Source organism: Photobacterium sp. S4TG1, assembly GCF_036040035.1.
Lineage (GTDB): Bacteria > Pseudomonadota > Gammaproteobacteria > Enterobacterales > Vibrionaceae > Photobacterium.
Genome location: NZ_JAYXUH010000005.1, coordinates 251,824 through 262,852, shown reverse-complemented (window position 1 = coordinate 262,852; position 11,029 = coordinate 251,824). Strand labels below are relative to the sequence as shown.

The 11,029-nt window shown below is 37.2% G+C and carries 15 protein-coding genes and 1 pseudogene; 4 read left to right on the top strand and 12 right to left on the bottom strand.

The window, feature by feature from the left end; translation table 11 throughout:
- Positions 1 to 100: 100 nt before the first annotated feature.
- The 4 genes from VXS03_RS09430 to VXS03_RS20285 form a co-directional block, all read right to left on the bottom strand.
- Positions 101 to 346 (bottom strand): hypothetical protein, encoded by a 246-nt coding sequence (locus tag VXS03_RS09430; RefSeq protein WP_327763420.1) that lies wholly within the window; start codon positions 344 to 346, stop codon positions 101 to 103.
- The gene (locus VXS03_RS09425; RefSeq protein WP_327763419.1) at positions 327 to 1,412 is read right to left on the bottom strand and encodes a type II toxin-antitoxin system HipA family toxin; all 1,086 of its coding nucleotides are present in this window, start codon (positions 1,410 to 1,412) and stop codon (positions 327 to 329) included. The genes VXS03_RS09430 and VXS03_RS09425 overlap by 20 nt, the downstream gene beginning before the upstream one ends.
- A gap of 2 nt (positions 1,413 to 1,414) precedes the next feature.
- Positions 1,415 to 1,675 carry a helix-turn-helix domain-containing protein gene (locus VXS03_RS09420; protein WP_297480532.1) on the bottom strand — a complete coding sequence of 87 codons (261 nt, stop codon included), beginning with the start codon at positions 1,673 to 1,675 and terminating at the stop codon, positions 1,415 to 1,417.
- Positions 1,676 to 1,874: 199 nt separating this feature from the next.
- On the bottom strand, positions 1,875 to 2,063 hold the full coding sequence (locus VXS03_RS20285) for a hypothetical protein (RefSeq protein WP_442957437.1): 189 nt from the start codon (positions 2,061 to 2,063) through the stop codon (positions 1,875 to 1,877).
- Positions 2,064 to 2,300: 237 nt separating this feature from the next.
- Between VXS03_RS20285 and VXS03_RS09415 the strand changes: the two genes are divergently transcribed.
- Both VXS03_RS09415 and VXS03_RS09410 read left to right on the top strand, forming a co-directional pair.
- Entirely contained in the window at positions 2,301 to 3,095 is a 795-nt protein-coding gene (locus tag VXS03_RS09415) for a nuclease-related domain-containing protein (protein ID WP_327763418.1), read from the top strand.
- 158 nt (positions 3,096 to 3,253) lie between these two features.
- A complete protein-coding gene (locus tag VXS03_RS09410; protein WP_327763416.1) occupies positions 3,254 to 3,874 on the top strand; it encodes a hypothetical protein in 621 nt (206 codons plus the stop codon).
- Between the two features lie 85 nt (positions 3,875 to 3,959).
- Here VXS03_RS09410 and VXS03_RS09405 read toward each other — a convergent pair whose 3' ends face one another.
- Positions 3,960 to 4,871, bottom strand: a complete 912-nt coding sequence (locus tag VXS03_RS09405) for a LysR family transcriptional regulator (RefSeq protein WP_327763415.1) — start codon at positions 4,869 to 4,871, stop codon at positions 3,960 to 3,962.
- Here VXS03_RS09405 and VXS03_RS09400 point away from each other — a divergent pair.
- Positions 4,792 to 5,520 (top strand): annotated as a pseudogene (locus tag VXS03_RS09400) (oxidoreductase); the annotation flags it as partial. The gene VXS03_RS09405 and the pseudogene VXS03_RS09400 overlap by 80 nt on opposite strands.
- A 224-nt stretch (positions 5,521 to 5,744) precedes the next feature.
- On the opposite strand, the gene VXS03_RS09395 reads toward VXS03_RS09400, so the two are convergent.
- From VXS03_RS09395 to VXS03_RS09380, 4 genes are all read right to left on the bottom strand, one after another.
- Positions 5,745 to 5,915, bottom strand: coding sequence for a hypothetical protein (locus VXS03_RS09395; RefSeq protein ID WP_158258910.1), 171 nt, complete (start codon positions 5,913 to 5,915; stop codon positions 5,745 to 5,747).
- A gap of 299 nt (positions 5,916 to 6,214) precedes the next feature.
- Complete coding sequence (locus VXS03_RS09390) at positions 6,215 to 6,913, bottom strand: class I SAM-dependent methyltransferase (protein ID WP_327763413.1); 699 nt, start codon at positions 6,911 to 6,913, stop codon at positions 6,215 to 6,217.
- Between the two features lie 127 nt (positions 6,914 to 7,040).
- Positions 7,041 to 7,811, bottom strand: coding sequence for an endonuclease (locus VXS03_RS09385; protein WP_442957435.1), 771 nt, complete (start codon positions 7,809 to 7,811; stop codon positions 7,041 to 7,043).
- Positions 7,812 to 7,929: 118 nt separating this feature from the next.
- Entirely contained in the window at positions 7,930 to 8,124 is a 195-nt protein-coding gene (locus VXS03_RS09380) for a YwbE family protein (RefSeq protein ID WP_327763411.1), read from the bottom strand.
- Positions 8,125 to 8,312: 188 nt separating this feature from the next.
- Between VXS03_RS09380 and VXS03_RS09375 the strand changes: the two genes are divergently transcribed.
- The gene (locus VXS03_RS09375) at positions 8,313 to 8,765 is read left to right on the top strand and encodes a protease inhibitor I42 family protein (RefSeq protein WP_327763409.1); all 453 of its coding nucleotides are present in this window, start codon (positions 8,313 to 8,315) and stop codon (positions 8,763 to 8,765) included.
- A gap of 79 nt (positions 8,766 to 8,844) precedes the next feature.
- Here the strand turns inward: VXS03_RS09375 and VXS03_RS09370 are convergent, their stop codons facing one another.
- The 3 genes from VXS03_RS09370 to VXS03_RS09360 all read right to left on the bottom strand — a co-directional run bounded on the left by VXS03_RS09370 (position 8,845) and on the right by VXS03_RS09360 (position 11,013).
- Complete coding sequence (locus VXS03_RS09370; protein ID WP_327763408.1) at positions 8,845 to 9,117, bottom strand: hypothetical protein; 273 nt, start codon at positions 9,115 to 9,117, stop codon at positions 8,845 to 8,847.
- 129 nt (positions 9,118 to 9,246) lie between these two features.
- On the bottom strand, positions 9,247 to 10,131 hold the full coding sequence (locus VXS03_RS09365; protein WP_327763407.1) for a LysR family transcriptional regulator: 885 nt from the start codon (positions 10,129 to 10,131) through the stop codon (positions 9,247 to 9,249).
- Between the two features lie 108 nt (positions 10,132 to 10,239).
- Positions 10,240 to 11,013: a helix-turn-helix transcriptional regulator gene (locus VXS03_RS09360; protein ID WP_327763406.1), complete on the bottom strand. Its 774-nt coding sequence runs from the start codon at positions 11,011 to 11,013 to the stop codon at positions 10,240 to 10,242.
- Between the last annotated feature and the right edge of the window lie 16 nt (positions 11,014 to 11,029).

Here is an 11,029-nt window from a genome sequence, read left to right as displayed (position 1 = left end):
GAGGTTGTAGCCCCCAAGGTAAAGTGTCTCTTTTTTGCAAAACTAAAATGTCTAGCTGATCAATTTATGATTGGTATTACGAATTAATAAATCAGTTTCATTATTCAGGCAAACGTTCGGCTTGCTTTAACACTCCATTAAATATCGATTCGCTAATATAATCAGGAAAGTCATTCGGTAATTGCTGACGAACTGTGTTGATGACGGTTTGTGTTTGGCTTTTCATTTCAGCCATTAATTCACTAGCGCGTTGCTCTGAAAACCCAATAGCTTTCGCTGTACTTAAAAAGTGCCGTGGTTGAATAGTTTGCCATTTGTAATACTTTTTAGTGCCAATGAGTGCCAATGAGTGCCATCGCCATTTTTGCTTTTTGTTTCGGAATGCTTTTTGAATCCATTAAAGGATAAGCAGAAATAATGTCATATAATGGCGTCATGCTGTAACGGCTTTCAGGTTCTAGAAATAAGCTGAAGTTTTTTCCATGTCCATCAATGGCAGCTAAGAGCCAAAACAGAACTTGGGCTTTAAAAAACACCTCGCGATCATGGCTTGACGTTCGAGAACCTAGCAAAAACTGCATGATGTTAGAGATACCTGGACCACCATCAGATTCATACTTTAATGCTGGCGCAACACCTAATGCTTGGCACATGTCTTCTTGTGGCAATCGCATTAGCCAACTGCCATCTTGCGACCAGCGGCGATCAAAACGTTTGAGTGCTAGTGCTTTAATGTTCTCTACATAAACAATGTTAGCTTCATTAACACTAAAACCATAAGCGGCTGCAATTTTTAAACATAGCCATTCGTTTTCACAGCTATCGCTTAAATCAATATTTTTATGTGGCAAGATCCCTATTGGCAGTTTAAGTATATGGCTTGTTGGTGTCGATCCTTGTGGTAAATGCCATTGATTTTTATACCACAATAAGCCTGTCTTCTCTTGCGCACCTGCGATGGAGATTCGAAAATCATCCATATCCTCTAACATACCTAATGGTGCATCACTTTGATATCCTCGTAATACTTGTGCCAAACGAGTATCAGTTAATGGCTCTGCATGTACTTGCCGCACATCTTCTAAAATTACATCGGGTGAATATAGCTGAATTGCGCCAACACAATCTCCTCCAATTTTACTAAGGAGATCAAAGGGACGCTTGGTGATGGCTTTAAAACGAGATTGAATACGACTGCGGATTTCTTCGTTATCAGGTAATAAATTATCAAAAAAGTTATAGGGAATGTCGCCATGATAAGGATCCTGACGTAATGGCATCGAAAGTGAAATCGCACGCGATCCAGCACGAGCAAGCCATGTTGAATGGTACTGAAAGGATATGGCACCTGATGATGTTTTTGATAATGTGCCAACTAAAATCCCATTCATTGCCACGGATAACTTTTCCATCGTTACCATTCCTCATTCCATTGTTGATTGCTGTTCTGTGTTTCTGTATTACTATTACGAGGCTGAACATGCAATTCTAGATCTAATGCTGCCAATAATTTAAATAGCGTCTCAACCTTAGTGCCTTCTGGCATATTCTCAAATGCTGATACGGTCGTTTGTTTTATGCCAACTAATTTAGCGGTATCACTTTGCGTTATTTTTTGTGCTTTGCGTTGGTCTCTTACTGCATTTGCTAGCATTTTTGCCGATGTTATTTGCATTTTATCACCACATTTAAATTATCCTCTGTAAGGGATATTTAAATATTATCCGTTACAGAGGATATTTGCAAATTATCCGCTATAACGGATAAATCTCGGCAAGCACACATTTTCATTAAACGCCTAACTTCCCTACTCTTTAAGCCTCTCACCAAATACAAAAATACCGCCACAGTGGACGGTATTAGATTGGTTCTAGTTATTTAGACTTAGCAGTGCTCTTCTCTAAACCATCAAACATTGTAGGCGGTATGTCTTTTAAAATTAATGACCATGCATTGCCGACACCATCACCGCTAAAATTGTTTTTCTCGGTGTCTTTAAACCAATAGTAAGTCGGCAACCCTGAGTACGTTAGTTGTAACTTGTTAAGCTCATTATTGTATATTTTGCGTGTATTAATATCTCCCCGATGCTGATGGTTAATTAGTTACAGTGTCACTGTGGCGCTATATAAATGCGCAGCATGGGTTGTTTGTTGTAGCAACAGTTAACTGCTCGATAACTATCAAATATATTCATTTATAGAGATAGCTCGCGAAAAAGCTTTTTTATGCTTAATTTTTAGCATAATACAATTAGGCTTTTAGCCAACCATTAAATTGCTCGTGAATAGGAAATCAAAGTGGATATATCGAAGCTATTATTTGAGGTGCTTGAACAGGTTTGGTATCTAATACCATTAGTTATCTTGGTTAATATCTTCAAAAACCGTTGGTTTAAAGGTATTTTTGGTGAGTTTGTTGTAAACCGCCTTTTACTCAAGCTTCCAAAATCGGATTATACACTCATCAAAGATGTTACCTTGCCGACCGATGATGGTACGACTCAAATTGATCATGTTGTTGTGTCTAAGTTTGGCATCTTTGTCGTTGAAACAAAAAATATGAAAGGTTGGATTTTTGGCTCTGCTCGGCAAAAGCAATGGACACAAAAAATTTATCGACATTCCTCTAAGTTTCAAAATCCGCTCCATCAAAATTATAAACACGTTAAAACACTAGAATCTTTGCTTGGTTGTAGTAATGAGCAATTGCATTCCGTGATTGTTTTTATTGGTGATAGCACTTTCAAAACTGAGATGCCACCTAACGTGACTTATGCTCGTGGCTGTATACGTTATATTGAACAGTTTGATGAGGTAGTGTTTTCTTATGATGAATATTTGCGATTAATAGAATCTTTGAATCAGATTAAATTTAAACGTGGAATAACAATCAATTTAAAGCACCGTCAGCATGTACGAAAAATAGTTGCTGAGAAAGAGTCTATAAAACAGTGCCCTCGCTGTGGCTCTGCAATGTTAATGCGTGAAACAAAGCGTGGTGAGAATAAAGGCAAACAGTTTTGGGGCTGCTCTACGTTCCCTAAGTGTCGAGCGGTTGAACAATCTAACTCGCGGGATAGGTTAATATTTTAGATTCGTAAAGATGTAATAACGTACTGTCTAGTTAGAAATTTTGTCATCTAGTTAAGAATAGGCATTACTTATAGAGAAAGAATTACATTAAGCTTTGTTATGCATAGTGTTGTATTTATAATGATTTTATTTATAAATGTATTAAGGCTTTCATTACCATGCTGTCAGTTGTTGAATGGGTTGAGTTGTTTGAAAAACATCAATATGGCACTATTTCGATATTAATATTTATAACTATCTTAATGAATAGTAAAAGAATATTTGAATCATACTCGGATTTTAAAAAACACAGAATATTGACGATTAAGGCTGCTCTGTCTGATGATGAAGTTTCATCAAAAATGAAAGCACATTTAAAATCTGAGCTAAATGTTGAGCATTTCAGATTAATTCACGGTGTAAAACTGAGTGTTCCAATGTTAAATGCTCTATTTATATTAAATAGTAGAATAGAGAAAAGTGTTTCATTTAAACATTTGGTAATAATGTCTAAATCGTCCCCTTCTTTACAAGATATAGATAATGAATCATATAGAATAAAACTATCTCGTTTTGATAACTTCTCTCTTTTATATAACCTTGTTTTGGGGTGTATAATATTACTTATGGGCATAACTGTATTAATTTTTTCGTTATCTTTTGGGGTTCCAATCTCAACAACAATGTTGAGTGTAGTATCGATTTTTTTAGGTTTAATTATGCTTAAAGAATCTAGACCTTTTTTCTCTATACGTTTTATCAATGATGCTCTAAATGATTACCAAAATTTAACTAAATAATGTTTGATAAGGTCGATATTATCAGTCGACCTTCTTACTTTTTTCTACTGTAAATTCTCATTCATTACTCTGCTTACCTTAATAACTACCCTAACCTTTCCGCATATCGCGCTATCAAGAAATCAATAAACAGTCGTAGCCGTTTGGGTTGGTATCGGCGGCTTTGGTAAATCACATTTAAGTCTGCACTGACTGATGATGTCGATGCATTGAAGTTCTTCATATATCCATCAAGTACGGTGACCAGTCGCTGTTGCTTAATGTCTTGCTCAATATCTAAAATTGATTTTAACGCTATACCTGCGCTATCTAATGCCCATTGACGAATCACTTCGCCATCATCTGAAAATCGTTTGGGTAATACGGTTATAACGTTGTGTTGGGTATTGTCGCTAAAATGCCATGTTTTCAGTTCTTCATTACTGCGTATCATAGCTAAACAATGATGATCAGCGAGATCTTGCGGTGTGATGGGAGTGCCTTTATTGGCTAAGTATTGGGGGGTTGCACACAATACGCGTCTGCTAGATGCCAGTTTGCGCGAGATTAGGTTACTGTCTGCTAGTTCGCCATAACGGATAACAATATCTATGCCTGATTCCGCTAAGTTGGTGAGTTTGTCGTCTAAATATAAGTATGGCACAACGTCTGGATACAATTTGCAAAACGCTGAAATTATTGGTGATATGTATTGTTTGCCAATGTCTCGGGGCACAGCGATCTTTATCGTTCCACGCACTTCTTGGCTACCGGTTTGGAGTAAGTTTTCTGTCTCTTTAACGCTGTCGATAATGTCTAAACTGGCTTGATGATACATTGCACCAGATTCCGTTAAAGAGAGATGCCTTGTACTGCGATTGAGTAACTTAACCCTATAGCGATCTTCTAATGCTTGCAGCCTTGCGGTGATGGTTGCTGGTGATAAACCTATTGCGCCATCAGCACTTAAACCAGTAGAAACCAAAGTGTGGATCGCTGATGAACAAGGTAATGGCAATATGGTCGATTGTGTTTAACCAAGAGCTATGACCCAAGTAGATATTGATCGGGTGGTGGCTGATTTTGCTTATGCCGCGAAACGGGCGATTGATGCAGGCTTTGATGGTGTCGAAATTCACGGTGGTAACGGTTATCTTATCGATCAGTTCTTACGTACTAATTCTAATCATCGTACAGATAGTTACGGTGTCACTAGAGATAACCGTATTCGCTTCTTATTAGAGGTCGTTGATACGGTAAGTAATGTGACTGGTGCGCATAAAGTGGGTGTTCGACTTGCGCCTTTCATTACATTTAAAGACATGAATTGCCCTGATATTGTGCCGACCATTTTAGAGGCTGCAAAACAGCTTCAAGCCCGTGATATTGGCTATTTGCATTTGTCGGAAGCAGATTGGGATGATGCGCCAGTGATCCCTGAGCCTTTTAGAATTGAGTTGCGTGAGTATTTCACCAATACGATTATTGTCGCGGGCAGTTATACTCAAACGCGGGCTGATGAAGTGCTAAATAAAGGCTATGCTGATTTTGTTTCGCGGTTACAACACCAACAACCGTTAGCTGACTTGGATGGCGCGACACTATTTGGTGGAAATGAACACGGTTATACTGATTATCCTGTATTGGTTAATCAAACCAACGGTTAACTCTTAGATATTATCCATGAATTATCCGTCGTAGGGGATAAAAACAATATATCCGCTACAACGGATAAATAAGTTCAATCAGATAAGTGGTTAAGGCGACGTGGATATATGGAAAAATGCTAGTGAGAGTGTATCGAGAGGAACAATAGTGGTAATGGAATGGTTGACTAACCTACTACTATTGTAGAAATAGTAGTAGGCCAAACGTCATGAATAGAAAGATTCTATTCTTCAGTTTCTTTAAGCTTACTAAGCTCTATCTCAATTTTTTCAATTTCGGCAGTGTAACGTGCTTTACTCGCACCATCTCTAGTAGATTTAGACATGGCTTGTAACTTAGAAAGCTTTTTTGTAAGGGTAGCTAATTGATTCTGGGTTCTACGATTGCTGCTCATTAATAAATGGTACTCCAATAAATGATGTTATTTGCTGTATAATTACAATGTAAATTATATATTAATACAATAGTTTAACTAACAAAATGCCAAATGCTATTGTATTTCTAGCTCGTTACATTTATAGCGTAGCATATAAGACTACAAATAATGAAATTTTAATATAGTTTAGTTTGTTTTTGATAACTGACGCTTGTTATCCACGCTATCTGTGGTCGAAAATTCTGCGAATATCATTAGATTTGGAAAGCGAAAGCTCATTACGTGCATTCATAACGAGATACACGTAATTACATTGATCAGGCTTTTACTGCTTTGATAAACAGAAAGTTAGGCTTAGTTGATAAGAAATGATATGTTTTTTCGCAGATTGTTTTTGCTTGCTCTAACACCTGGCCTTCAGTTAATGCACTGATCACAAAGCCATTACCTGTCAGTGCTGTAGTTATCTCACTTAATGCGCGACGATAAAATTGGACTTTAACGGGCTCGCCAACGGTATTCCACATATCCGTGATTAATTCACGTTGAAAATAATTATCAGATGCAGAATCGTTAAAATCAGCAAAGGGATGGTGAGTTGAAAATACAAATTCTCCACCCTGCTTTAGAATGCGGCTAACATCTGTACATAACGCATTAAGGTCTGCAAGATAATGTATCATCAAGGCACTAATAACCCGATCAGCACTACCCGTCTCAATTACTGATAACCCTTGTGATATATCAATGACATGGGTATCTACCCGTGTGCCCAGTTTAGTCTGCACTATCTCTATCATCTCTGGTGATGCGTCAATGCATGTTACTTTAGCGGCATTATTATCAATAAAATATTGCGCATAAACACCAGAGCCACAGCCAAGATCAACAATATCAAGCCCTGTAACGTTACCTATTAGTGACGTCATACTTGGAAAATCATACATGGCGTTGTAAATATTGGTTTGAATCATGCTGTCATATTTAACCGCATGTTTTGAATATAACTCAGACATTGTGATCCCTTTTTATTACAATGAATTTATTGCTCTATTGTAATCGCTATTGTTGAGTTGTCATAAATCAAATATAAAAAATCCACGTCGTTAAACGTGGATTCAGAAAAAGGTGAATACGTTAATATTAACCAATATTTTTGCAGCGTGAAGCTAAGATAGGATCAACATTACCTTGAATCTTTTGGATTTTAGCTGCGCGTTGGCATTCCCATTTTGATACTGGGTATTGTTTGTCCCATGCACTCATAAGCTGACGTTGTTGACGACTCATTTTGTAGCTTGGGTATACTGCTTCAAAATACATGTAAGTTCGTGCGATAGCACCACGAGCGCGTTCTGGTGGCTGTGCATCATGGTCTTTTTTATCAATGATCATGTCGCAACTACCAAATGATCGGTAGTCTTTGCTGGCTGTTTTAGGCAACATGACGTAATTGTAATTTTGACGAGCCGCGTTAACCGCACCTACCGCTGGATAGAGGTTATAAAGGTCTGATTGCATTAAACGGTATTCTGCGTTTGCTTTTTCAGCACACTTACGACCTTTAAATGATTTACCTTTGCTATCGACACACACTTTTGCGCCTTCACGCCATTCTGAAAATGAGCGACCAAAGTTCTCCGCTGGCACAACATGCTCAGCCTCCCAACGTTTAACGCGCTTTTTATACACGTCTGTCGTAAAGCCTGATGGTAAGGTAACGTATTTTTTATTATTAAAATCAGCACCACAGTAAATAGTTTTCATATCAACAGGGTTAGTATAAATCTGCTGTTGCATGATTTTTTTTGCTTTGCTGAATGATTGATTAGTTGTGTTACCTTGTGGCGATTGTGCAAATGCAAGCGTCGGCAATAGTGCCACACTGAGTAGAATAATATTAGTTCGATTCACGGTGTTCTCTTTTTATTAGGCGCGTTTAATTCGTCAATAGACTGACGCGGTGAGATACCAAAGCGTTATAGTTTTGGCCTAGTTGTTTGAAAATTAAGTGATAGTTAGATGAGTCTTATTAAGAAACGATCACTTTTACACGCCCTACATCACCAGAGGTTAGGCGTACTTTAATGCCATGTGGGTGTGTGGGAGAATTAGTGAGGATTTTCTCTACCGTACCAGATGTTAGTTTTCCACTACGTTGATCTTGTTTTAATACAATTTGTACATCTAATCCAATATGGATATTTGAACGGTTGGTGCCTGACATATTGACTCTTTTGTTTTTAATTTTTGAAATTGTATTATTGAGTTTTTACAGTAAAACGCAACTTAATATTAAAAAGTGCTTATTTAATGTACACAATTAGCAAATGTAGCTTATTGATACAGCCCTGAGTAAGGATTTATTGCTAGTCTTAAAAGATTAATAAGCCAAACAAATAAAGGTCAAAGGATATGAAATATATTGGATTGGTCGCTGTATTAGGGGTAATGAGTTTTAATGTTGCCGCGGCAGAGCAAACATCACAACCCTCATGTGATGCAGGATTTACCAGCATAGTCACAGGTGATTTTAGCAAAAAACCACAGCAAACTTGTTTACCCGCGGATAATAAACAAGCGGTTAAGATTAAGCTTGATCAAACTTTTCAGTTAAGTTTACCTGCAAGCCCTTCAACGGGATATTCATGGGCATTACGTTCTATGCCTGATTCATTAATGTTATTGAGTGTCGATTATCGTAACTCAGAACAGTGTAAGAAAGGCATGACCGGTTGTAGTGGTTTAAGAACTTACACTTTTAAAGCGGTAACAAAGGGTGTTGGTGAGTTAAAACTTAACTACGGTCGAGCTTGGGAAAAAGAAGGCTCGAAAAGTAAAGTGATTACGATTGATGTCCGTTCGTAATCTATAAATTATGTGGTTAATTAATTGTACTTAAAAAACCAAACATAGCCCTCGCGATTGAGGGCTTTGTATTACTGGTCTATTGCTGAAGTGCTGGGCAATCTTTTGGAAGTAAATGTTCAGGAATTGTGGGCCCTATTCCCATATTTGCTGTCCAACCTTTTAATCCTCCTGTTTTAGGATCAAAATCACTGCATTTATAAGGTTTATCTTTTGTTAGCGTTGCAGGTGTGGTTTGTTGAACTGCTTTGTTGTTATTTTTGGTCTGCTCACTTTTGATCATGGTAAACACAAGGCTACAGATTACGATTCCACCAAGTACTACCAATGCAGATTTCGTTGACTTTTTCATGGGCGATCCCTTTCAGTAAAACTTGAGTGCTTTTTCATTATCTATTTAATGTTTATTTTATAGAGAAGATCAAATTATGTAATAAAACAAATACATTATTGCTTGTTTAATCACCAATTGAGCTGTTTTTTAACACAAAGATGCCAGTAAGGAAGTCACGGTTTGATAACGAATCGGTAATTGACGGTGCTGTTTTTGAATAATAAAAAGTTGTTCGGTGACTAACTTGGGTGGTGATACAACATATAATTTATGCTGATCCATAAAATGGTTAATAGCACTTTGTGGTAACACGGTAAACCCAATCCCTTCTGCGACGGCAACTAAAATTTGATTAAGTTGATTGATATAACTAGTGATCGGTAACCGTTCAAACTTAACGGTAGCTAAATGATCTAAGCCGCAATTTTGAATGTATTTTGATAAATAATAGTGTGCATCAGGGTGATCAATGAGGCCGCAGGTTATTAATAACTCATTCGTAAGATCTTGATCTTTAAATTGTAATGGTAACACCAAACATAAAGGCTCTTGCCCTATTATAGTGGTTTTAAAAAGATCACTAAGCGGTTGTTGAGTAACAATTCCCATATCGATAGTATTGTTTTCAATATTATCTAAGATTTTATGATTAGGTGCCGCTTCTAGATGAAAATGTAGTTTGGGATAGTGTTGTTGTAAACGTAATAACTGGGGATATAACGATAACGCAAATGAACCAGAACAAGCGAGCTTACAGGTACCTTCATAAGGACTATCTGTTTGTAGATCACTCATTAGTGTTTGATATTGGCGTGTTTGCAGCTCTGCAAATTGGTAGACTCGCTGTCCTTGCTCGGTAATTTCAAATTGTTTGTTATAACGTGTTATAAGTTCGTAGCCACAAGCGTGTTCTAATTTTTTGATATGCTGGCTAACGCCTGGTTGGGTCATATGTAACAGATCGGCGGTTTGCGTAAAATGTCCAGTTTCTACTAGTGTCTTAAAGGTTATTAGCCATTGCGGATTTATCATGTGTGACTCGCATAAGATCATTACAATATATTATGATAAAAAGAATAAATGATAACTGTATTCTTATCAATTAGCTTATGGGGTCATGACTACTTACTGTTAATTTTATTAAGCCATTGTTTGTTGATATTCTTTTAGTGATAAACCAAATTGTTTTTTAAACCGCTGCGCAAAACGTGTTTCTGACTGATAGCCGCACAGTTGTGCCAAATCAAGTTGTGTATAATGCTGCTGTTGCAATAATGTTAGCGCATACCCCATTCTTAATTCTGCTAACACCTCTCTAAACTGAGTGGATTCTTCACGTAAACGTCGAATTAATGTCGATTTACTCAATCCTAGATGCTGGCAGGCTGACTCGATACTATGGTGTTCACTTGGTTGTTGTCTAAATAGCTCAACCAATTTATCCCGCCATGATAAATCTTGATAACTAAACAATTGATGAAGTTTGCCTATATTAGCTAAGTACTCAAAGAAAGCATTAACTAAACATTGCTGTACGTTACGCGGTAACGAGTTTGGCATATTAACCAAATTTAATAATAGATATTCACCTTGTTCATCAAATTGATAATTAGGTGCAATATTATGGTGAGGATGTTGGCGAGAACGCTGAATAAGTTCAGTATTAGGTCGCGTTAAAAAACATAATTGTAACGACGAAAATGCGGCTTGATACGGTTCATTAATAAATGTATGTTGCGAATGACCTGTTGCCAGCAACCAATGCTTACTGTCTATATTTACCCATGAATTTTGCCATTGCAGTTTTTTTACACCGACTTTTACCCATACTAATGATGGGTAAATAAATGGCACATTCCGTAAAGACTGTGACTTTTGGCTATTATAATGAATGAACTGAACAACCGCAGGCATGCTATTCCCCTATATT

Bases quoted from the DNA above. Each gene is read 5' to 3' on its own strand.
- VXS03_RS09425 (WP_327763419.1), bottom strand. From the start codon at position 1,412: ATGGAAAAGTTATCCGTGGCAATGAATGGGATTTTAGTTGGCACATTA.
- VXS03_RS09420 (WP_297480532.1), bottom strand. From the start codon at position 1,675: ATGCAAATAACATCGGCAAAAATGCTAGCAAATGCAGTAAGAGACCAA.
- VXS03_RS09410 (WP_327763416.1), top strand. From the start codon at position 3,254: ATGCTGTCAGTTGTTGAATGGGTTGAGTTGTTTGAAAAACATCAATAT.
- VXS03_RS09395 (WP_158258910.1), bottom strand. From the start codon at position 5,915: ATGAGCAGCAATCGTAGAACCCAGAATCAATTAGCTACCCTTACAAAA.
- VXS03_RS09390 (WP_327763413.1), bottom strand. From the start codon at position 6,913: ATGTCTGAGTTATATTCAAAACATGCGGTTAAATATGACAGCATGATT.
- VXS03_RS09380 (WP_327763411.1), bottom strand. From the start codon at position 8,124: ATGTCAGGCACCAACCGTTCAAATATCCATATTGGATTAGATGTACAA.
- VXS03_RS09375 (WP_327763409.1), top strand. From the start codon at position 8,313: ATGAAATATATTGGATTGGTCGCTGTATTAGGGGTAATGAGTTTTAAT.
- VXS03_RS09370 (WP_327763408.1), bottom strand. From the start codon at position 9,117: ATGAAAAAGTCAACGAAATCTGCATTGGTAGTACTTGGTGGAATCGTA.
- VXS03_RS09365 (WP_327763407.1), bottom strand. From the start codon at position 10,131: ATGATAAATCCGCAATGGCTAATAACCTTTAAGACACTAGTAGAAACT.
- VXS03_RS09360 (WP_327763406.1), bottom strand. From the start codon at position 11,013: ATGCCTGCGGTTGTTCAGTTCATTCATTATAATAGCCAAAAGTCACAG.